This is a genomic window from Sphaerothrix gracilis Ecp01, from assembly GCF_030405905.1.
GTDB lineage: Bacteria > Cyanobacteriota > Cyanobacteriia > Phormidesmidales > Phormidesmidaceae > Sphaerothrix > Sphaerothrix gracilis.
Map to the genome: position 1 here is coordinate 127707 of NZ_JASATW010000012.1, position 21533 is coordinate 149239.

Below are 21533 nucleotides of genomic sequence, written 5' to 3' on the forward strand. Positions count from 1 at the left end.
CTAGATTTCACGGCTTGAGCGTGAATACTCTAGCTTAAAGCTAAATTTTTTAACTCACTTCTCACTCCTTAGGTCTCGGCATGATTGGTAATAAAAACCAGAGCTAGATAAGCTGTGGCTTCGTTTCATGATATTTGTAACAGTTGCGATTCCAACCTACAACGGTGAAAAACGTCTATCCCAGGTCTTGGATTGCCTGCTGCAGCAGGTAAATTTGGAAAATATTTCCTGGGAAGTACTGGTTGTTGACAACAACAGCACAGATGCAACCGCAAAAATCACCCGCCGTTACCAGCAGACTTGGCCTGAGAGCAGTAGTCTGCAGTATTGTTTTGCCGCTAGGCAGGGGGCGGCTTTTGCCAGGCAGAAAGCCGTCGAATCAGCTAGCGGTGAAGTGATCGCCTTTTTAGATGATGACAATTTGCCCGCAGAGAACTGGGTCGAGCAAGTTTATCAATTCGCCGTAGCTCATCCTCAAGCAGGCGCTTTCGGTAGCCGCATTCATGCCTGTTTTGAAACCGAGCCACCCCAGCAGATATCAGAAAACATTGCGCCGTTTCTAGCCATTGTCAATCGAGGTGAAGATCCGCATCAGTATCGTGTCAGTCAAAGAGTCTTGCCCCCCGGAGCGGGCTTAGCCGTTCGCAAACAGGCCTGGGTTGAGTCTGTTCCCGACAATCTGTTTCTAAACTATTTGGGACAGTACTCCAGCGCCAATACGGCTAGCGAGGATTTAGAAGTCTTAATTCATATTCAAAAGGTGGGCTGGGAGATTTGGCACAATCCTGACATGGTGGTCTACCACCAGATTTCTCAAGAGCGCCTGCAAGAGCAAAATGTGCTCATGCTGTTGAGACGTATTGGCCTGAGCCGCTTTTATGTGCGAATGCTGCGGTATCCCCTCTGGCAGCGTCCCTTCTTGGGGCTGCTGCATTTCTTATTAGACATAGCCAAACTCTTAGTCCACTATTTAACTTTGCCGTTTGATCAACAGCGATCGCATTTCGAGCGTCTCTGTCAGAGGGAATACCTATTGACTAGCTTGCTCAGCCCCTTCTTCCTAGTCAAGAAATATCAGTCTGAGCGCAGAGTTCGTCAGAATCGAAAAAAAAACGCGCCCAACTACGAATTCTGGCTGAGCAAAATATCGCGCGCCTTTGAAGATCAGCTATTTTGTCTATTTCTGCAGCAAATAGAGCCCGTCAGCAAGCCTCAACAGGAACTCAAGCTAGCAGAAGTTCTGCTGAGATTACAGTTTGATGAAAATAACTCAGGCACTGTCTCAGCGACTGACTTTATGCCGACTGCCGTATCCTTCAGCTTGACTAAAGTGATCGATCGCTGGGTAATCGAAGAATTTGCTCGCTGGCTGGCAGCTTTGAAGCTAACGCCATCAGACAGACATTATCAGGTTGTGCCTACCCTCTATCTGATCAATCTCTCAGCAGCCTCTATTGAGGATGAACAATTTTCCAATTTTTTGGCTAGTTTACTTGAATATTATCCCTATTTAGCTAATCGGGTTTGCTTTGAACTGCCTGAATCGGCCCTACTAGCTAACTTAGATCAGGCGGTTCGATTTATTCAAGCAGTTCAGGCCCTAAATTTTGCGGTTGCAGTTGACAATGCCAGCGATTTTCTACAACTTAAAAAACTTACTCAGCGTGTCTCAATAGACTACCTAAAAGTTGATACAGCTCATTTGGAATCGGCTTACCCAGACCTGCTAGCACTGAGCTATCAGAAAGCCCATCCTCAAATCATTGCTATGCGTTTAGAAAATACTGCTTCAACAGATAAAATTCGGGATTTAGGTATTGATTATGCTCAAGGCTATGCTATCAGCGCGCCTCAGCCATTAGAAACGCCTAGCCTAGTGGCTTGAAGCCATCCCCCAGACTGCTTAAATGACAGGTGAAATCGTGGGCAATCTCAATATAGGAAATTAGAGCCAATAGGTAATAAATGGATAGAGAACTTCCCGTTATTGACCTAACTGTCGCTATTCGAGCCTACAACAGCGCTGCTTATCTGCCTGAAATTTTGAAGCGCCTTAAGCAGCAGCAGGCCATAGAGCAGCTTAGATGGGAAATCGTAGTTATTGACAACAACAGTACCGATGATACGCCTGCTATTGTTGAGCAGTTTCAAAAAGATTGGCCTGCGGCTTTTCCGCTGCGGTACTGCCTTGAGAAAAAGCAAGGGGCTGTGTTTGCTAGGCAGCGGGCCATTCAGGAAGCACAAGGAACGCTAATCGGCTTTTTAGATGATGACAATTTTCCGGGCGATCGCTGGGTAGCTGCAGCTTATCAGTTTGGTCAGGCTCATCCGCAAGTGGGCGCTTACGGTAGCCGCATTGTCGGTAAATTTGAAACCCCTCCTCCTCCCCACTTCGAGCGAATTCAGTCTTTCTTAGCGATTAAAGAACGGGGCGATCGGCCAAATCAGTATCGCCCAGAAGTTTTGAGCTTGCCGGCGGGGGCTGGCTTAGTTGTCCGTAAACAGATATGGCTAGACCATGTACCTCAAAACCAGAAACTACAAGGACCTGTAAGCAAATCTTTGGTAACCAAAGGCGAAGATTTTGAAGCGCTGCTCCATATCGCTCAAGCAGGCTGGGAAATCTGGTACAACCCAGACATGCTCGTTGAACACTGGATTCCCAGTTGGCGACTGGAACGTCAATACTTAATTTCGCTAATTCAATCAGTAGGATTAAATATTTACTACCTACGAAGCTTCAAGGCTTCTAGCTGGCAAAAGCCTATCATTGCAATCAAGATCATCTTTGGCAACGCTCGCAGATCTTTTTATCACATCGCAAAATACCGACTCAAAGCCTTTACGGATACAGTCTTAGCTTGCGAAATGAGATTTTTTACTAGCGCTTTAATCAGTCCGCTTTGGTATTTTTATAAAATTTTTAATTTTTCTTACAGGCATGATCTATAACTTTCTTTCTAAAAAACTTGAAAACCTATATTTTAAGCACAAGCCTAACTTCTTTTTCATGCATATCCCTAAAACAGGGGGAACATCCATTGACAGTGCTTTTGAAAAAATTTATCGCCTCAGCTATAGTCGCCTCAAGGAAGCCGCCTCACAAAAAACAGTAGAGCTTTTAAGAAACAGGTCCGCACAGAATCAAAGTATTGACTTCTTAGAGACAATGAGGTTTCGAAAAAGTCTGCTAGTCTATGAGATGTTTAGAAATACTCATTTCATTTCAGGACACACCTATTTCGATACAGAAGTATGGAACAGATTTGGACATAAGTACGCTTATATCACTGTTCTTAGAGAACCAGTCAAAAGATATATCTCTTATTACTTTTTTAATTTAGAGAAGCCAGATAAAGCTCATGGCAAGATTAATCAGAGCTTAACTGACTTCCTCAATAGCGAAAAGGGACGTAGAGCCGGAAAAGTTTATGCTCGATACTTATGCGGAAATCTGGAAAGAATTTCTGCTAATGACTTTCCTAACCATGACGATATTGCCAAAGCAAAAGAAAATTTGAAAAAGTTTAAAGCTGTTGGTTTTTTAGAAAATATTGAAGCCTTTAAACAGGCAGTGAAAAAAGACTTCAGCCTTAATATTAAAATACCCTATAAAAACAAAAACGTAGCGAAAAATATCAATATTAGCCCGGAGATAACCGATCAAATTAGAAGAAACTGCCAGATTGACTTAGAAATCTATAATTATGCAAAAAACAATTTTTTGTCTTTGAGAGGCGAAGGCTAACATGCGGGTTCTAATGGTAGCTCAATTACGACCTGAAAGTTCATATCTAAAACTGCTTAAAAAAGCGCTTGAAACTAATCAAATAGAAGTACGCTTCCTGAACTATTATCGTAGAAAACAAATTTTTCCTCTGCTGTTTCAAATTTTATTTGACAAGAAATCGTATGATATTATTCATCTTCATTGGATTCATCCTTATACTTCAAACAATTACTCTATTCTAGCTTTCTTGTACTCTATACAGTTTTCTTTAGACATTTTTTTGGTTCGTTTGTTTGGATGCAAAATAGTTTGGACAGTCCATAATCTTTTTTCTCATGAAAACTTTTTTCCGAAAATAGACTTATGGGTAAGAAAAGCTTTAACTAAGTTCGCAAACAAAATTATCCTTCTCAATCAGGTAACAGCAAAATCCATCACAAAGACCTATGGATTTACGGAAGAGAAATACACAGTAATTCCTATTGGAAACTATAAGACTTCTCACTCTACTTTAGTTGAGAAGAGTGAAGCTAGAAATCAGCTTGGTATAACGCACAAAGACAAAGTATTTCTAAATTTGGGGTTGCTTCGACCTTATAAGGGCATAGAAAACTTGATTAGAGCCTGGCAAAGCCACCATCAGAAATTTCCAGCGGATTATCTTGTCATAGCAGGAAAGCCAATCAATTCTGAGTATAGCCAACAGCTAGAAGAGTTAGTCGCAGAAACTAGCAATATCTTGTTACTGCCGAAGTTTATTAGGGAAAAAGATATTCCCACTTTCTTCGGCGCAGCGGATGTTGCCATATTACCTTTTACCGAAATTCTAAATTCCGCTAGTTTGGTATTAGCAATGTCTTATGAAAAGCCTATTATTGCGCCTGCGTTTCCCAGTATTGAAGAAATATTAGAAGAAGCCAACGAATTGCTTTACTCTCCTAACAATTTAGATGAGCTAGAAAGCGCTATGTCCAAAGTCCATAATTCTGATTTGAAAAAACTCTCTTCAAAGGTTGAGCAAGCTTGTCAAAAACTCAGTTGGGAAAACATTGCTAAACAGACTATTCAGGTTTATTTGTCTGCACAAACTTAAGTAGCTTCAGAGAATGTCAAACCTTAAAGAGAGTAAAAAACGCTTCTTTTTAGTAGGTTGTCCCCGATCCGGAACAACGCTTTTACAAATGCTTTTATCTGCCCATAGCAAGATTGCCTCATTTCCAGAAAGCCAATTTTTTTTGGATGCAGTTGGCTTGTATCAGCGTCGAGTTTTTGGTGAAATGCCCTCAGATTTCCGCGAAGCTTTTTACGATATAAGAGGAAATTTGAGAGTAGCGCTAGGAATTGCTTTTCGGCTATCTCATCAACGAGTTCAAAAATTCTTAGACGACGTCAATCGAGAAGATTTAATAGCTCTGTTTCCGCGTAATCATTCATTAAAACAGCAGACAAGAGCTTTTTTTAAGATTCTTGACGTTCTAACAGCAGATCAAGGTAAGGAACTGTGGCTGGAGAAATCTCCGCACCATCTTAGCTATATAGACGTTATTGAAAGGTATGAGCCAAACGCCAACTTTATTCATTTAGTACGTAACGGAACCGATACAATCGCATCAATCTATGCCGCGATGCAAACTTCTAGAGCCTGGAGCAAACGTTATCAAGACAGCCTTGAACGCTGCATTGAGCAATACAACTTAGCTATTCAACTCACTGAACGAAACCTACATAAGAAAAATCACGTTTTAGTTCAGTACGAGAAATTAACGCAAGATCCAGAGACGACTTTGAGAACTTTATGTCAGTTTATGGGCATTGACTTTGAGCCTAATATGCTAGAGCCCCAACCACAAGACACTCAAAGACTGGTACTAGATCAGGAAAACTGGAAAAGCAAAACTATTGAATCTATTAGCAATAGAAATACCCGTAAATTTTGTAGCCTCTTCAATGCTGAAGAGCAGAGAAAAATTTCAGCAAAACTCATTCAGTCAAAGTTTGCGATTTATCCAGATTGCCCCAGCTAAGATGCTAAGTATTTGCTAAATGCTTAGGGGACACGAATCGCAAATGTTAGCGTACCTCCTTGACTGGCGTCTAAATCAAACGAATCAATCACAATTCCACCACCGGGCACCGTACCCACAGTCCCCCCGCCGCCTGGAAAAGTGCCTGGTGCCCCTATACAGGAATCATTTAAAACTTCTAGCGGATCCTTTAAGTCAATATTTCCGCCAAAAGGACTGCCAGAGGTTAACGATACGCCAACGCTGTTAACAACAAGCGTGGTGTTTGGCGAGATTGCATCGCATATTTCAATACTGTTAGCAGGTCCAATACCCACATTTAAAAAGTAGATAGCATAAGTTATTTCATCACCACTCTGTAAAGTCTCTGAATCAATATTAACTACACCAACTGGAGAAAGACCTTGAGCATTTAAAACATCATCATCAGGGTCAACCGGATCATTATTAAAGCTATTGATACCAGCGACTGGAATTGCTCCGCTTCCTGGGCGATTAGCAGCAACGATACGCTTTACGACTCTAAGGTCAGGCCCAAAGCGAACAGTAGTAGGTGCGTTTTCTCCCGGTTCAGTTGGATCATTATCTCCGTCTGGATCAGGGTTAAAACCATCTGTTGAAGAATCAGTAACCCGCTGTCCACCAGGTAATTCCCCAGAGCCATCAACTTGATTTTCATAGGGGCCTGGAACTGGACGCGGCAGGGTTGCAGAGCTTGTATCGACCCTTACCGTCAATCTGAAGGTTGCAGTTGAATTAGCCGGTAAAACTTGACTGGCGGCAATTAAGTTTGTGTTGCCGCCCAAACCGTTGCCATCAAAACCGGGGAAATTTACGCTGATTGCACTAGTTGTCGTTAAGTTTTGAATTGAAAAACTTCCTGCACCAAAAGTAGTATTAAGATCTTCAACTAGCTGAAAGTTACTGAGATCTTCGGCACCAAAGTTTTCAGCTACGATTTCATAAGTGACGTCTATTTGATTTGCTCCACTGCTGGTCACTGAATCAACTCGCTTAGCAACACCTAGTAGACCGCTGGTCGACGGAGTGACTTCTGTCGGCGTTGGATCTGGAAAGGTTCCTGTGGTTGTTACCGGATAGTCAGAGCGTTGTCTTACTCTGACATTCGGGAAGGGGGTATCAGCTTCAAATTCAGCCTGATTCAGTAAGGGGTTACCAGCCGTAGTCGGTGGTGTGCTTGCCGGTACGGTTACCTCAGCTTCGATGATGACGGTAGAATTAGGGGGCACCGCAAAGCCATTTAGCTGAAACGTCTTATTCCCGTTAGAGAAACTAGTAGTACCGCCTATGGGGGGATTATTGGCTGCTCCGCCAGGATTAATTAACTGATAGGCCCTCACTGTGCCGTTAAAGACTCGCCCATCCGTGTTGGGCATAGTATCGGTGAAAACTGCGTTGCTGTAGGCGAAAGTAAAGTTAGGATTGGTGATGGTATAGGTATAGGTGATGGTTCCACCCTGAGCGATCGAAGGCGGAGTAGCAACCTTTTGAAATACTGGAGCCGCCGGACAACCCGCGCCATCGTTTTGCCCAAGTCCCCCCGACACATTGCTGAGCAGCGTTAAACTTGATGAGGCACTTCCCTGAGCACTATAAAGTTGACCAGGAGCGTTTTGGTAGAGTAACAAGTTTCCATTGGGCAAGAAATAGGTAGCGCCGACAGCATTGAGTCCCGGCGATGTTCCCGTCTGCGTAACCGTTGCAGTGTTGCTAGCCAGATTGAGATCGACCCGGACAATCTCGTTGGTGTCTGCTTCATAAGTAAAGAAAAAGACCTGGGTTGCTGAGACAACTCCGTTGACCGGAAAAACTAGGTCGAAGAAGTCAGGCGGATTACCACCAATGTCAGGAATAGTAATTTCGTTAACAATTTGCCCTGTGGTCAGATCAACGCGAACTAATAAGCCGGTATCGTCTGAGTAGGCGTAGTAGAAACCACTTGGATCGACATCTCCAGAACGAAAGCGATGGGTACCTGACGTTACTGGATCAATGCTTGTGACTGCTGTGGCTCCGGTAGGCCCAATCTGATAAATGGTGAACTGGTCAGCGGGGGCAGCAATGCCTTGCTCTGGCTCAATGCCATACAAAAAACCATCCTGCACCCGATAGCCAAGACCGTTGTAGCCAACGGTACCGCCAGGTAAGGGATTACCGTTTTCATCAGTTGAAACGATGTTGAAGCTACTACCCGAGGTATCAATGCGGTTGAGCTGAGTGGGATCAAGCGCTCCAGCAGCCTGACTGATATAAAGAGTTGCATCACAGGCGAACTGAGCGCGTGCGGCGGATGGATGACCGACTACTGTTGTCAGCGATAGGCAAGCAAGCGCATATTTCCACAGAGAAGCGGTTTGGGAAAATGGCTTTAGAAAGTTGGAGGGAAACGCAGATCTTTTTCTCATACGTCGAGCTTAGATTCAGCAACTATGTGTGTTTCTGGATGCAGGAAATAGCTAGTCAAGCGGTGGGTAGACAAAAAATCACTCCAGCTGTAGATCGCTCTCTTGGGATTCAAAAATAATGTCAAGGCCACGGGTATCTTCAAAGATGAACTCGACCCGGCGATCGCGGGCATAGTCCAAACGGGTGCTGCCTGTCGTGGCCCGCTGGCTTTCCCCTAACGGCACAATACGCATCCGCTCAGCCGCGATGCCCTGGCGCAGCAGATAGTCACGGGCAGACTTGGCCCGGCGATCGCTCAGTGCCTGGTTATAGGCTACGCTGGCCCGTGGATCGGTATGCCCCTGAACTTCAATTGTTAAAAACGGATATTCTAGCAGCACGGCCGCAATTCGATCGAGCACATCGGCACTTTCGGAACTGATATTGGAGCGATCGAGGGCGAAGTGGATATTGCGTGGCACCCGCAGTCGCAAAGGTTCTGGCGGTTCGACAATAGGGGGCTGCTGGGCTAATTCGGGTAAACAACTGGGCGGACGCACTGGCTCCGAGGGCAGGGTAGGAATGCTGCCGTCAAAGGCCGTCACCGTGGCGATCGCGGCAGGTTCAGAAGTGCCATAGCTAGGGTCAGTGGCGATCGCGCTGACCTTAGCCCCCGCTGGCAGCTCAACGACAGCGTCAAAAGTCCCCTGCTCGCTGACGGACACAGTGGTCAGCATCTTAGCGAGGGGGCTGTAGATATCTCCAGCTTCTGTGACCTGATATAGATCCACCTCCGAGCCTGGATCTGCCGTACCGCTGAGGCTGACCTGACTGTCCCGCAGCGGAAACTGATAGGCGCTGAACCGGGGCGCGTTGATAGCGGCATTGCCCGTATCTTCGCGGCGGTAGGGAGAATTGCGGGGCGGGTTGGGGCCATCTCCCTGCTGAAAGTCCTGCACTTGGACATTGTGGGCGTAGTTGAGATCGACGCTTAAACCGTCCAAGGCCGCAAAGCGGTTACTGCGGATGATATTGCGATCGCTTAGGGGAAAAGAGGTGACAGTTACGCCCGGCCCGGGCTGATAGCCAATGAAATTATCAATGACCTGATGAGAGTTACCCATCAGATAAACCGCTGCCCGTTCAAATCGTCGCCCGTTGAACTGAATAATATTGTCGCGAATCTCCGTCGCCCCAGACGGCTTGAACATAAAAATGCCGCTGCCGTCATTGCCGCAGAGCAGGTTGTCAACAATCGTGGTTTCAGCCACTTCACCTTCTAGGCGAATAGCATCGGGCATGCCAGCTAAACCGTTGCTGAGGATAGTGTTCTGCGTCACCTGCAAGCCTGTGGCTCGCACGCTGGTGATGATGCCGCTGCCCTCGTGGTACTCAATTCGGTTTTGACGAATGATTGGATTCGCGGCGTTAAAGACCGAGACGCCAAACGCCGAAGTCTGAGCCGGCATTTCACCGCTGGGCGGCAAACCCAGCCAGTTCTGCTCGATGACCACATCTGTCGGCGCTAGCTCAGCCGGGGCATAGTCAAAAAAGCTGACGGGAGGAGAGAGGGGGCCAGCATCGGCCGGGGGGGGCGCGTTGCTGATGAAAATATCCGCCGGGGGCGTTGTTTCTGTCGCCCGCGTCGCCGCTGCAAAGCCATAAATACTGAGGCCGCGAATCGTCACGCGATCGCCGCTAATGGTGAGTCCCCGAAAGACTTCAGCGCCCGCCGCCGGCGTCAGACTGACCAGGGGAACCGGTACTGCGACATGGGCAAGCGGAGCAGCTGATGCGTCATAACCGGGCTGAGTCGTTCCGTCTAGCGTGACATCCGAGGCCGTAATTGGCGGCAGCAGCTCGCCCAGAGCGATTGTCGTCTCGCCGGTGGGCAGATTAAAGCCGATCTGGGTGCCCCCAGCGGGTGAAGGACGGGCGAGGGCTTGTTCAGCCGTACTGAGAGACTCATAGGCGATCGCGCCGTTGGTCAGGGCAATCGCTTCTCGCAGCGTCAGCGCCGTATCCGGCTGAACTGCATCAAGATTGCTGTTGACCGTGATCTGATAGCCCGTCTCGGTAGGGATTTGAGCCTGAGCGATCGCGCTGATGCCGAGTAAGGCAACCGGAGCCAAAAAGAGTGACCGCATTAGATTTCACCTCCCTCAGCCGTGACCGCATCGGCCTCAGCCGCTGCCGAGTCTACGTAAGATTCTTGCTGCTGCGGGGGAGACACCATCTGCAAGCCAAAATCATTGAACAATTCATTCACCTTGAAGGTAATGCCCAGATAGGGGCCGCTTTGAGAGCGGTAGCCGCCGCCGCCGACAAATGAGTTGTCGTTGGCTTCACCGAAGCTGTAACCCACACCCAAACGTAAGTCAGGGGTGAGATAGTAGCCTAGCTCTGCCGCAAAGCCAATTTCGTTGTAGCTGACGCGGGGCTGGCCAATCCAGCGCGCCTCACCGGTAATGTCCCAGCGATAGGCAAAGCGATGGGTGGCTCGGATTTGCCCTAGATGAATGGCGTTGGAGTATTCAAAATCGTCTGCCAGCGTGGCAGCGCTGTAGCGCAGGGCGTACTTGCTGTAGAACTCCCAGCGCCAGCTAGGCGCGTAGATCCCTTCCAGCGCCAGGGTGTGATCTTTAGCGTCATCCCCGGCCCCAAACAGAATTGTGTTAGGGGTTGTGGCTGGGTTGCGGCGATACTCGTAGCTCAGCAGGCCGTTGAAGACGTCGCTGACCGGGTTGCGGTAGGCCAGTCCCAGTTTGAGGCTAACGGAATCATCTAGCTCATCAGTGATGAGCTGGTTAGCATAGTTGGCCTGACGGTAGCGAAACAGGGTCGTCAAGGCCGGTGTCACCCGTCCACCCACGGCGGCGGTCAAAACCGTGTTGCTGTCGCCACCGTCGTCAGAACTGCGATGCTCAATCCGAGCGCTGGCCTGAAAATCAGGATTGTCCGTATATTCCAGTCCGGCACTAAAAGCGGTACTAGACTGTAGGCCCAGCGCCGTATTGTTCTGACCAACAGCAAAAGGCTGGGCAAACTGCCGCCCCGATCCGGTGAGATTAAAGGCGTCACCATAGATGCGCTCAAAGCCCAGGGTGCCTCGCAGTCCGGGGGCCAGAATTAAACGGTGATTGAGGCCGATCGCCCCTTGCCCGGTCACGCCGTTAAAACCGCCTAGTAGGGAATAGCGCTGGGTGAGTGAGGTATTGTCATCTAGCTCGTAGCGAGCATTGGTATCTAGGCGGGTAATCGATCGCGGTTCTTCGCCGCTAAAGGCAAACTGCTGCGACAGGGTCATGGTGACCCCCGGCTGTACCTGCCACTCCAAGCCAATACGAGTGCGATCGGGGTAGAGCGGATCTTCGTCATCCGACAGATTCAGCTCACCCTGAGCTAAAAAGCGCAGGTCACTGGTAATCGGCAGGGTAAAGCGAGAAACGAGCTGATCGGTAACGGCATCGGTGTTGGCAATTTTGTCTTCGCGATCGCGGTGGATCCAGTCAAACCCCAGCACGGCGCTGCCCAACTGCTGCTGTATCCCGGCTCGAAAGGTAGTGAGGCGATTGTCAACGCGATCGCCTAGCACCGTCTCTCGCCCCGGCGAGAATAAATCATTCACCGAGTTGAGCACCTGAGGCGCTCGGCCCTCATTGTCTTCCTGATCAATTTGAAACGCTAAGACCGTATCGGGACTCAGCCGCGCTGCCAGCTCACCGCCCCAGCGGGTTTGCCCTGGGCGAAAGCTGGTGGTTGCCGTATTGGTAAAGCCGCTGTCTGCCGCCGAAAGGTAGGCGCGGGCACGAATGCCATTGGTAATATCGCCAACGGCTTCAAACCGATAGGCATTACCAGCGCTGTCATCAGCAGCTCCCACATCAAATGTGGAGCGAGCAATCTCCGCCACCAGTTCGCCGCTGTCACCTAAAGGCAAGAGGGCATCAAAGCCAAACAGCGTGAAGTCGCGAATCCCCTGATCTTCGATCACTGCGGTCGCGCCCAGCCAGCTATCTTCAGCGCTCAGACCCGTATTGAAGGTGTACTGCAGGCGCCCGGCATAGAGATTGCCGTCGCCGCCGTTGGGATTGTCTACCTGGTAGGTCACAATAATGCGACGTACCAGGATGTCGCCCAACGTATTGACCTCAGTGGCATAGACGGGCTGACGAAACAGCAGCGTCCCGCGATCGTAGTCAATGTCGTAGTCGCTGCCGCGATAGAGAGGACGCCGCTCCAAAACGGTGCCTGGACGGTTTAGCTCCTCAACTTCTAAGAAGACGTTTTCGCTGCCGCGTAAGACAAGTCGCCGCGACAAGAAGTAGAAACCACTAGTGCCGTCAGGAGCGATCGCATCTCGCTGAAAGGCGCGAATATTGTTGGCATAGAGGGCCGTAAGCTGGAACCCATTGCCGAACGTATAGTTGCCCTTAAAGCCGTGGAGCTGGCGGGTAATGCCGGTAAAGGTTTGAGAAGGACGGTTTAGCTCCTGGGTGTTAAAGTCACCCCACATGAAATAGTCAGGCTCCGCCCCCGGTATTTCCGAGTCCCGCTGAAAGCGGACATAGAAGCTGTCAGTGGACGGGGTGAGGAAGTCATTGCTGGAGCTATCGCCGTAAACCGGATAGGTCTGCTCGCAAAACTGCACATCGCGAAACAGGCTGTTGCTACCGTCACAGCGCTCATTCAGGGCGCGATCGCTGTTGAAAGCGCCGGTAAACTGCCACTCGCCAAAGCTACCAATGGCAAACAGCGAAGTGTCTAAATCAATCTCAAAATCGTCGTCAATGTCCCCCGGATTGAGAAAATCGCGGAAGCTGCCCCAAAAGTCAGTCGCCCCTGGCCCAATCCGCAAATCAATCACGCCCGAAACCAAAGAGGGCCGCAGGTCGGTGGTGAACTGGACGTAGGTGTAGGTGGCTAATTCCGGGTAGGATTGGCTGACCTCATCTGGATCCAAGCCTCTGGCTTCTAAGCCGTCAGCGGCAGCCCGAAGCTGTACCTGCTGCGCTTCCAAAGTCGATCTAAGCTGGGCCTGAAACTGCCCCTGACGGGCCAAGACCTGAAAGCCAGCGCGATCGCGGTTGTAGTCTGCGCCGACAAATTCCCCAGCACTCGCCGTCAGCGTCACTACCACATCACGCTCGATTGGCTCCCCGTCCGGGCCTGAGATTTGACCTTCTAACGGTAGGAGCGATCGCCCATTGGCGGGGACAGTCGGCTGCTCGGCAGATCTCAGCCTAATCTGCAGCTCCGTTTCCGTCTCTAGCAGCGGCGACGGAAACTCATCCACCACATCGGCAAAAGGGGTCTCAGCTCCCGGTTCGTTAAAAATAACCGGCTCAATCGCCTCGTTTGCTGGCTCGTCCGGAGTCTGGACAACTAAGGGCGTAGTCTCCGGCTCGGTATCGGCCACAACGGGCCTTGCAGAAAAGTCTGCCTCAGCCGCCGCAGAGAGTTCTCTTAAAGCCGCTGCGGTCGTCTCAGGCCGATCTGACTGCTGATTAATCGTTTCTAGCGTTGGAATATCTGTCTGCGACTCTGCGTTCTCGGCCTGAATTTCTTCCAACTCAGGTGATTCAGTGGCTGTCGGTTCTGCAGGTAGATCTGGCAGCTCTGTTTGAGCCGACGCCGGAGCCACTAGCGCTAACGCTCCCAAAAGGCTGGTCAGAGCGCCCATTGAAACACTGACAGATACTTTAGCTTGCTGCTTCATCATGACTCTCCCTCTCCAAATGTGGGAGTGACGGCAAAGTTCATGCGAGCCAGTCCTCCGGGGGCTAAGCGAACTAGGCGAGATTGGCTGTTATTTTCAATGCGATAGAGATTGGGGGCCAGCGTATAACCGGGCAGGCTGCTGAGATCCAGCGTGCCGACGCGATTACCCGAAACAACATTGGCGATCGAAAACAGACCTTCCGGGTCGGTAATGATGCGATTACCGTCGTCCATGAAAACAACGGCGTTGGGAACGCCCGCTTCTCCTGGCTGCTGCTCGCCATCAAAGTTTTTATCGACAAAGACGCGGCCAATAATTGTGCCGCAGTCGGACAAAATACCGGGCCTGATGGTGAGCTGAAAAACGGCTGCAGCCGGTGGAATACCGGGTGCGGAAACCTGCGCTACGTTCTGCCCAGAACCGCGAATCGCATCGGGTGTGAGCAGAGCTGCATAGACGACCTCTAAGCGCTGACCGGGGGCTAAGGACACCGTGGCAAACTGAAAAACAACCTGATTGCCGTTGGGCGTCACTTCACTGGGGGTTACCGGATTGCCTTCGACTGCGGCCCTGATGGAGTTGTCTACGTAAGCCAATCCCAGCGGCAACTGGTCTGCAACGGTAATCGGCGCAGCCGTAGCCTCGCCCGTGTTTTGAATCAATAGCCGATAGAGCACCACGTCACCTGGCTCAGCGGCTGCTCGATCCGCTGTTTTGGTGATACTGAGGGCGGGCTGCCCCGGCGTTTGAAATGAGGTTTCGTTGGAATTGACAGAAGTGCGATCGCCCGCTGGCCCGAAAGCTGCCCCCACCTGGTTTGTAACTACAGTTTGAGCCTGCCCCCAGGGAGCGGGCTGCCACACGTAGCTCAACAGATAACTAGCTAAGACAGCCGTTAGAAACAGTAAGCCACGCTGCAGGTTCTTTACAAGCCGTTTTTGCATTTAAAACACACGCTGCTAGGTAGCTGGAACGCAACTCGATAAGATGCGTTAACAAATTATCCTGATTTAGACGATGCGAGCTTGTACAGAAGAATAGGGAATCTTGTACGCACTGGCATGGAATCGATCACCCTGACAAAATCGCGCATTCACAAAGACTACATACCAGGCTTTATGAAAAGCGCTTCAGAATAGACTACTACAGCGAGGGGTCTAGCCCCCCAGCAGCCTGCTCAGTATCGCTCAAAAGCCGCCTTCAACCTCCGAGAATATACGGTTATCTCGTTCTCTTTTTAGCCAAATCAGACACCGATTTTTCTCGGTGCTGAGGCAAAAAAGCTGGCTGTCACGGGCTTTGAGGATACGTAAAATCCTACGGCTCAGAGTATTCCATGACCATTTACCTTTTTGCAAGACCTCTTGCCGGCAAATTGCGGTTAATTTGCTCTGATGGCAGCGTCAAGTCAGGAATAGCTTGCATATTGCCCCATAGTTAAAATTTTTATAAAGTCCATCTTCAGACTGATAATTCCAGCCTCTATCAGATCGATCTATCAGGAAAGTGCGGCTTTGAGCTGCTGACAGAAGGCTTCAATCTCAGCCAGTCCAGCGGACTGATTGGCAGCTAGCCGCTTAACAAAAGCGCTGCCGACAATCACAGCATCTGCTCCCCAGTCTTTAAGCTGCTGGGCCTGCTCTGGCTGCGAAACCCCAAAACCAACCCCAACGGGCTTGTCTGTCACCGCTCGCAATTCTTGCAGGAGGGACTGAACTCGCGACTGAATCTCAGAGCGCATCCCAGTTACACCCGTGACGCTGACGAGATAAATGAAGCCGCGAGACTTGGTAACGATTTGTCTGATGCGATCGCGCGGCGTTGTCGGCGCAATTAGCAGCGTAATTTCAATGCCAGCGGCGGCGGCTGGCGCTAGGAGCATTTCAACTTCTTCCAGCGGCAGGTCTGGCACCACCAGTCCTCTAGCCCCTGCCGCCGCAATTTCTTGAAAAAAAGCGTCTATGCCCCGATTTAGAATCGGATTGTAGTAGGTGAACAGAATAATCGGTGCCTGAATTTGAGGGCTGACCGATCGCACAATCTCTAAAACCTGATCTAGGGTAACCCCTTGCTGCAACGCTCTGGTGGCAGCCGCCTGAATCACTGGCCCGTCAGCAAGCGGATCAGAGTAGGGGACACCTAGCTCAATAAAATCGGCCCCGCTGCGATCGAGCACCTGAAGCGCTTCAGCGGTCGTAGCTAAATCAGGATCCCCCGCCGTGATGAAGGGGATTAAAGCGCACTGTTGGCGATCGCGGAGAAGACGGAACTGCTCAGAAACGGACTTCATCAATTTTCCTGCTTGACTAGCACCTGGCAGGCTATAGCGCTCAGCTAGCTACCTATTGCTTAGGCAGCCCAACTGAGCAAAACAGCCCCTAAAGCAGTCTAAGCTAACCGGAGAGTTTACAAAGGCCGTAATCAGAAATTTTAGCTGTCTGTGTTAGACAGGCGGCGTTTCTGAAGCCGACTTAGCCTCGGCCTCAGCCGCGATTTCCGCTTGCAAAGCTTCTAGTTCTGCTGGCGTCAGGGAGTCTAGCCGCTTTTGCAGCACTGCATCTTCGTAATCCTGGAGCTGCTGATGGTAGGTCATATTCTGACTCAAAGCCCTAAATAAATAGGTGGCAACCCAGCCAATCAGCCCTCCAACAAAAGCGACCTGACTCCAAATACCGGCTGAGACATTGTCCAACCCTAGGAGCTGCAGCCCAACATAGAGCAGCCCCCCCACTCCAAAAACACCCAGCCCAATGCCGATGACATCAATCCGTCTCATAGCACTGATAAATTTAGCTCTCTAGCTGACGCCGACGGGGTCGAAAATTAAGGAAAGGACTCAGCAGCAGCATTCCCGGGAAGAAGAAAAAGACTAAAAAGTAAAGCAGAGTGCGCTCCCATGAACCTGCTGTGTACCAGCGAGCCTTGAGGTAAAACAGCAAGAGGCCGGGCACAACTACTAGGTAAGCCCCGCCTAAAACCAGATACAGAATTGCAGTAATCATACAGCGCTTAGATAATCAGCCTTTCTCATCTTAAAACCTGTTTGACAGTTCGAGTGGTTTAGCTTCTAAATCACTTTTGAGCATCAGAGCAAAAATTCTCGACCTTCTGACTCAGCTTCGTGCTGCAGAGGTATTTTGCATAAGTCAAAGTAGCCCAGACATATAAGGTTTTGCACCGACTTAATCAGCTACTTTTTGAGTTTATGCAGAAGATAGTTGCATCTAAGGGCACTTGGTGGTGGAATAGACAATACGGTAAAAACCATCAGTGTGGCAGCCGCCACTACTGTCTGGGGGCGTGGCGGAATGGTAGACGCTACGGACTTAGGAAACTGAGCCTTGGCGGAGAAATCCCCCAAGTGGAAGCTCTCAAATTCAGGGAAACCTAAGTTCCTTCGGGAATATGGCAATCCTGAGCCAAGCCTTTTTTGGGAGGGCGGAAGGCAAAAGACAAAGGTAAGGTCAGCTTTATCCCTTGTCTCGAAGCTTTCTTCTTTTCAACTAGGGAAGGTGCAGAGGCCCGACGGGAGCTACCCTAACGTCAAGTCGAGGGTAAAGGGAGGGTCCAATCCTTAAAGCCGCCGCTAGTCTCAGTGCGCTGGCAGCAGCGAAAGCTGTGAAAGGGTGAAAATCCGTTGACCGCAAGGTCGTGAGGGTTCAAGTCCCTCCGCCCCCATACACTGGCCTGACAAAAGGTGCATTCCTAACGTGATTTTAGTTGGAGATAAAGCAGCAAGGAACTGAAGTCTAGCGTCAGGGCTCAGGGAGGATAAGTTTTTCTGATTGGCTGCAGCACCAGGGCTGTAGCGCCACTTCTGGAGATTTTCTTACTGAAGAAAAATCTTATTTTCTGGATTCCTGTGGAATTTACTGAGTATCCTTTGTAGGCTGGAATGTGGTGCTAAGGATTGTTCAGTAGCTAGAATGGCTTTTTTAAAGCTGGCGGTTTGTAGGCTAAGTGGCCTGCAGCAGCGAGCCAATAGAGTCAAATCTTTATGCTTTAAGCAACTGCTATGAAGCCAATAATCTTATTAGCCCCACCTTTGTCTCAATGTCCTCTGCTGTCTTTAATGTCGCAATGATAGTGGATAGAGTTCCGGGTGATTATCAGTCTGCATCTTCCTCCTCTCCTGAGCGAGCGCAGCTTGAGCTACAAGAAGCTCAGCAAACTATTTACGACTTTCTGCTCAACATCGTCAAAACCTGGCCAGCGGCTGAGGTTTTGGAAGAATTTAAGCACCTGTTCATTCAGCATAACGACACGACTACCGCAGAGACTTTGCCATCTCTGTATACCCTTGTCTTTGCCAACAATGAGCAGGAATTTTGTAATACGTTAAAGCGCTCATGCTACATCTTGATCAACAACTGGGAGGTCAAGCGTGAGCATGAAGCTATTCAGTCATTAATCGAGCTATTTGAAGATCCGGTGCTGCGGCGACACACCTATTCGCCTACCTTAAAGCGCTTGCGCAACTGGCTGAAACGCTTTGTCGAAAGCGAAGATTTTCAGACGATTCGTCTGTTTGTGGCACGTCTACGGGAGGAACCGCAAGAGGAGCAATGGTCATCTCGATATACGTCCTATCTGCTGGTACCGCAGTACACCGACATGCAGAACCCGGTTGAGCAGCGCGAAGCAGCTCGCGTTCTTTCCCGGCGACTGAAAGATCAGTTTAAGTTTGAGCTAGCACTTTATACGGCCCATTCCCAGTCAGCTATTCCTGTCAAAAACAAAAGGCTGCGCAATCCGACGGCCCTGGGTGAGGGAGCCCTGAGACTGATCAAGGCGATTGTGGCCCGGCGGGGGCGCTATAGCTATCACAATCTAGCCCACCTCTTTCTGCAGCAGACTCGTGAGTTGAGCTATCGCGGCTTTAAGAAGAGTTTGGTCAATTACCTAATTTTTTCGGTACAGCAAAAGGAATTCGTCAAAACGCTGAAGGTGCAGCTTTCAGAAAAGCTCAATCGGCTCCATGTTGACTACAACGATGACCCGGTGGACTCATCGCTAATTTTGCGTACCTGCAATCGGGCGATTGACTACCTGACAACCGAAGACAAAACCACACCTTCAGCCCTTTTTACGCTGTTGCTGTCGCAGGGGAGTGCGCTGACCCTGGCGATTGTTTTGCTCAAGCTGATTTTGGTTTCTAAAAGCTCCCATGCCTATTTAGAGGTGCGGATTGCGGAACTCATTCGCTACTACGAACAGTTTCCCCGCGATCAGTGTCGCTGGATTATCAACTTTTTAGAAATATTCAGCGTTACGTTTGCTATCTATGCCGAGAATATTGAGTACAACCTGATTCAGCTAGACGAAAACGGAGAAGTGTCTGCTAATTTGTCTAAGCGAGTTAACTTAGATGCCTGCCGTATTTTTTCTCAGGCGATCAGACAGCCTGAACCTTTATCAGGAGACAACCAGACTAAAGAAGAGACAGATCTGATCGATGAATAGCCTAATTGGGTGATCCTTTGCGATCGCGGTACCACTGCTGCAGCACTTCTCGGCAAACAGTTTGCCAGGGTAGTTTGTGTGTTTGGGCAGCTTGGGCACAGTCCTCGTATTCTGGCTGAACATTGAGTAGCTGCCCAGTCTGAGCATGGCGGGCAGTCTTGACGGCTATAGGGCCGTAGGGAGTTTCCAGCGTTTCTAGGGTTCTGGGCAGGCGATCGCGGGACTGGACGCTGCGGCGAATTCCCAAAGTTGTCGTTTCTTCAAACAAGACCGTCTCGCAGGCAGCAACCTGAGCGGGCAGGCAAATGACAGTGAGCAAAAGGCCGGGACGAGATTTTTTCATGCCGGCAGGCTGGCTAAATACGTCTAGAGCCCCGACCGATAAGAGCCGCTCAAACAGAAAGCCGACGGCTTGAGGACTCAAATCGTCCACCTGCGTTTGTAGTTTAATCACCGTCTCTTCGACTGCGCCACTGTAGGCGGCGATCGCTTCTGGCTCAGAGGCAGCAGGTTGAGCCGCCCGCGAGGCGGTAGCCACTGCAGGCATTTCCAGAGCGGCCTTGCCGAGCCATAGCCGCAGCAAGTTGGGGATGGGCAAGTCATGTCCGCCCGCCCCTAAACCGACTTTCTGGAGCTGCATCGGTGGCGGTGTCCCAAACCCAGTGGCTAAAGTTACGGCGATCGCCGCGCCGGTCGGCGTAACCAGCTCTTTTTGAATGCCGTTGCTATAGATTGGCACCTGGCCCAGCTCAAACAGTTTGAGAACGGCGGGGGCCGGGACAGGAAGCTGACCGTGAGCAGCGCGAATGAAGCCGCCGCCTGTGGGCAAGGCAGAGCAGTAAAGGGCGTCAATATCCAGCCAGTCTAGCCCCAAACAGGTTCCAACAATATCAACGATGGCGTCAGTTGCCCCAACTTCGTGAAAATGAACCTGATTGATATCAATGCCGTGAACGGCGGCCTCAGCTACTGCTAGCTGGCGAAAAATTGCCAAGCTCCAGGCGATCGCCCGCGCGGGTAAAGCGGCCTGCTGAATCAGCGCCTCAATTTCAGGTAGGTGGCGGCTATGGGCTGCTGTTCCAGAGTGAGCATGCGCCTGCTCAGCCGGATCTGAGCTTAGATCCACCCAAACTTTAGTCCCCGTCTGTCCCTGACGGACAACCCGCTCAGCTCGCAGCGAGAACTCTGCCGCCATCGGCAGGTGGGCTAACTGCTCGCTGAGATAGCTTAGCGGCACCCCCATATCCACCAAAGCGCCCAAGCACATATCTCCCGCAATTCCAGTCGGACAGTCTAGATAGGCTAACGTTTTCATAAAATCCTTGAGCAAGTGGCGATCGCGCCGCCATCATAGAACCAAGCCAACCGGCGGGCGTAGCATTACATCTCAACAGCACTATGGCAACCCTATACAACGTTCATCACCAAACTCCCCAGACCCGAAAAATCGAGAAAATTCGGCAGGCACTGCAGCAGGGAGCTGTTATGCTCTACCCCACCGACACGGTTTACGCCATTGGCTGCGATCTCAATGTTAAATCAGCGGTTGAGCGAGTCAGGCAGCTCAAGCAGATGAACAACGATAAACCCCTTACTTTTCTCTGTTCATCCCTCTCGAATATTGCGGACTATGCCAGGGTCAGCGACGGAGCCTACCGCATCATCAAGCGGCTGATTCCAGGGCCATACACGTTTTTACTGCCCGCCACTAAGCTGGTGCCGCGCTTGGTTATGAGTCCTAAACGGCGCACAACGGGCATTCGGGTGCCTGACTGTCCTATTTGTCTATCGCTGATTCAATCTCTAGGCAATCCGGTGGTTTCCACCTCAGCCCTATCAATTACGCATGGCGATCAGGTTGTCAGCGATCGCACCGCGAAAGCCGAGCTTTTTGCTCGCCTAGAGGGCCGGGTGGACATCATTATCGACGATGAACAGCCAATGGGCTACCAGGTTTCTAGCATTCTGGATTTAACTGCAGCAGAACCTGTAATGACGCGGCAGGGACTGGGGGCAGAGGCCGCTTCTGCCTGGGGGGTTGCCCCGGCTCAAGGCTAGACTGTCTACCCAACTGTCACACAGGCCGATATTACATTAACTTTTGTGAAGCATTTACGTAGAAAGCAACAGTGCTTGGCCTCATAGGGATACACCGCTGCTATTTGGACCGCTGCAGTTTTACGATTAA

15 protein-coding genes are annotated in these 21533 nt (G+C 50.1%); 7 read left to right on the forward strand and 8 right to left on the reverse strand.

Features of this window, described 5'->3' with window-relative positions; all coding sequences use genetic code 11:
* Window positions 1-127: 127 nt before the first annotated feature.
* From hpsE (QJQ48_RS15215) to QJQ48_RS15235, 5 genes are all read left to right on the forward strand, one after another.
* A complete protein-coding gene (gene hpsE / locus QJQ48_RS15215; protein WP_346292095.1) occupies window positions 128-1885 on the forward strand; it encodes a hormogonium polysaccharide biosynthesis glycosyltransferase HpsE in 1758 nt (585 codons plus the stop codon).
* Window positions 1886-1965: 80 nt separating this feature from the next.
* Complete coding sequence (gene hpsE, locus QJQ48_RS15220; RefSeq protein WP_346292096.1) at window positions 1966-2952, forward strand: hormogonium polysaccharide biosynthesis glycosyltransferase HpsE; 987 nt, start codon at window positions 1966-1968, stop codon at window positions 2950-2952.
* Window positions 2942-3748 (forward strand): sulfotransferase family 2 domain-containing protein, encoded by an 807-nt coding sequence (locus QJQ48_RS15225; RefSeq protein ID WP_346292097.1) that lies wholly within the window; start codon window positions 2942-2944, stop codon window positions 3746-3748. The genes hpsE (QJQ48_RS15220) and QJQ48_RS15225 overlap by 11 nt, the downstream gene beginning before the upstream one ends.
* Window positions 3749-3761: 13 nt before the next feature.
* Window positions 3762-4823 carry a glycosyltransferase gene (locus QJQ48_RS15230; protein WP_346292098.1) on the forward strand — a complete coding sequence of 354 codons (1062 nt, stop codon included), beginning with the start codon at window positions 3762-3764 and terminating at the stop codon, window positions 4821-4823.
* Between the two features lie 13 nt (window positions 4824-4836).
* Window positions 4837-5754: a sulfotransferase family protein gene (locus QJQ48_RS15235; protein WP_346292099.1), complete on the forward strand. Its 918-nt coding sequence runs from the start codon at window positions 4837-4839 to the stop codon at window positions 5752-5754.
* A gap of 23 nt (window positions 5755-5777) precedes the next feature.
* Here QJQ48_RS15235 and QJQ48_RS15240 read toward each other — a convergent pair whose 3' ends face one another.
* The 7 genes from QJQ48_RS15240 to ndhL form a co-directional block, all read right to left on the reverse strand.
* Window positions 5778-8180, reverse strand: coding sequence for a DUF6923 family protein (locus QJQ48_RS15240; protein ID WP_346292100.1), 2403 nt, complete (start codon window positions 8178-8180; stop codon window positions 5778-5780).
* A gap of 78 nt (window positions 8181-8258) precedes the next feature.
* Window positions 8259-10307: an OmpA family protein gene (locus QJQ48_RS15245; RefSeq protein WP_346292101.1), complete on the reverse strand. Its 2049-nt coding sequence runs from the start codon at window positions 10305-10307 to the stop codon at window positions 8259-8261.
* Window positions 10307-13882, reverse strand: coding sequence for a TonB-dependent receptor (locus QJQ48_RS15250; RefSeq protein WP_346292102.1), 3576 nt, complete (start codon window positions 13880-13882; stop codon window positions 10307-10309). Before QJQ48_RS15250 ends, QJQ48_RS15245 begins: the two co-directional genes overlap by 1 nt.
* On the reverse strand, window positions 13879-14826 hold the full coding sequence (locus QJQ48_RS15255; RefSeq protein ID WP_346292103.1) for a DUF7507 domain-containing protein: 948 nt from the start codon (window positions 14824-14826) through the stop codon (window positions 13879-13881). Before QJQ48_RS15255 ends, QJQ48_RS15250 begins: the two co-directional genes overlap by 4 nt.
* A gap of 554 nt (window positions 14827-15380) precedes the next feature.
* Window positions 15381-16172, reverse strand: coding sequence for a tryptophan synthase subunit alpha (gene trpA, locus QJQ48_RS15260; RefSeq protein WP_346292104.1), 792 nt, complete (start codon window positions 16170-16172; stop codon window positions 15381-15383).
* 153 nt (window positions 16173-16325) lie between these two features.
* On the reverse strand, window positions 16326-16658 hold the full coding sequence (locus tag QJQ48_RS15265) for a DUF3007 family protein (protein ID WP_346292105.1): 333 nt from the start codon (window positions 16656-16658) through the stop codon (window positions 16326-16328).
* A gap of 13 nt (window positions 16659-16671) precedes the next feature.
* Complete coding sequence (ndhL, locus tag QJQ48_RS15270; protein WP_346292106.1) at window positions 16672-16884, reverse strand: NAD(P)H-quinone oxidoreductase subunit L; 213 nt, start codon at window positions 16882-16884, stop codon at window positions 16672-16674.
* Window positions 16885-17962: 1078 nt separating this feature from the next.
* Between ndhL and QJQ48_RS15275 the strand changes: the two genes are divergently transcribed.
* Window positions 17963-19345 carry a hypothetical protein gene (locus tag QJQ48_RS15275; RefSeq protein WP_346292107.1) on the forward strand — a complete coding sequence of 461 codons (1383 nt, stop codon included), beginning with the start codon at window positions 17963-17965 and terminating at the stop codon, window positions 19343-19345.
* Window position 19346: 1 nt separating this feature from the next.
* Here the strand turns inward: QJQ48_RS15275 and larC are convergent, their stop codons facing one another.
* Window positions 19347-20660 carry a nickel pincer cofactor biosynthesis protein LarC gene (larC, locus tag QJQ48_RS15280; RefSeq protein WP_346292108.1) on the reverse strand — a complete coding sequence of 438 codons (1314 nt, stop codon included), beginning with the start codon at window positions 20658-20660 and terminating at the stop codon, window positions 19347-19349.
* Between the two features lie 83 nt (window positions 20661-20743).
* On the opposite strand from larC, the gene QJQ48_RS15285 reads away from it, so the two are divergent.
* Window positions 20744-21403 carry an L-threonylcarbamoyladenylate synthase gene (locus tag QJQ48_RS15285; protein ID WP_346292109.1) on the forward strand — a complete coding sequence of 220 codons (660 nt, stop codon included), beginning with the start codon at window positions 20744-20746 and terminating at the stop codon, window positions 21401-21403.
* Window positions 21404-21533 lie beyond the last annotated feature (130 nt).

Excerpts from the sequence above, each read along its gene's own strand:
- trpA (WP_346292104.1), bottom strand. The coding sequence starts at position 16,172 with ATGAAGTCCGTTTCTGAGCAGTTCCGTCTTCTCCGCGATCGCCAACAG.
- larC (WP_346292108.1), bottom strand. The coding sequence starts at position 20,660 with ATGAAAACGTTAGCCTATCTAGACTGTCCGACTGGAATTGCGGGAGAT.
- QJQ48_RS15240 (WP_346292100.1), bottom strand. The coding sequence starts at position 8,180 with ATGAGAAAAAGATCTGCGTTTCCCTCCAACTTTCTAAAGCCATTTTCC.
- hpsE (WP_346292095.1), top strand. The coding sequence starts at position 128 with ATGATATTTGTAACAGTTGCGATTCCAACCTACAACGGTGAAAAACGT.
- hpsE (WP_346292096.1), top strand. The coding sequence starts at position 1,966 with ATGGATAGAGAACTTCCCGTTATTGACCTAACTGTCGCTATTCGAGCC.
- QJQ48_RS15250 (WP_346292102.1), bottom strand. The coding sequence starts at position 13,882 with ATGATGAAGCAGCAAGCTAAAGTATCTGTCAGTGTTTCAATGGGCGCT.
- QJQ48_RS15245 (WP_346292101.1), bottom strand. The coding sequence starts at position 10,307 with ATGCGGTCACTCTTTTTGGCTCCGGTTGCCTTACTCGGCATCAGCGCG.
- QJQ48_RS15230 (WP_346292098.1), top strand. The coding sequence starts at position 3,762 with ATGGTAGCTCAATTACGACCTGAAAGTTCATATCTAAAACTGCTTAAA.
- ndhL (WP_346292106.1), bottom strand. The coding sequence starts at position 16,884 with ATGATTACTGCAATTCTGTATCTGGTTTTAGGCGGGGCTTACCTAGTA.
- QJQ48_RS15275 (WP_346292107.1), top strand. The coding sequence starts at position 17,963 with ATGATAGTGGATAGAGTTCCGGGTGATTATCAGTCTGCATCTTCCTCC.
- QJQ48_RS15225 (WP_346292097.1), top strand. The coding sequence starts at position 2,942 with ATGATCTATAACTTTCTTTCTAAAAAACTTGAAAACCTATATTTTAAG.
- QJQ48_RS15285 (WP_346292109.1), top strand. The coding sequence starts at position 20,744 with ATGGCAACCCTATACAACGTTCATCACCAAACTCCCCAGACCCGAAAA.
- QJQ48_RS15265 (WP_346292105.1), bottom strand. The coding sequence starts at position 16,658 with ATGAGACGGATTGATGTCATCGGCATTGGGCTGGGTGTTTTTGGAGTG.
- QJQ48_RS15235 (WP_346292099.1), top strand. The coding sequence starts at position 4,837 with ATGTCAAACCTTAAAGAGAGTAAAAAACGCTTCTTTTTAGTAGGTTGT.
- QJQ48_RS15255 (WP_346292103.1), bottom strand. The coding sequence starts at position 14,826 with ATGCAAAAACGGCTTGTAAAGAACCTGCAGCGTGGCTTACTGTTTCTA.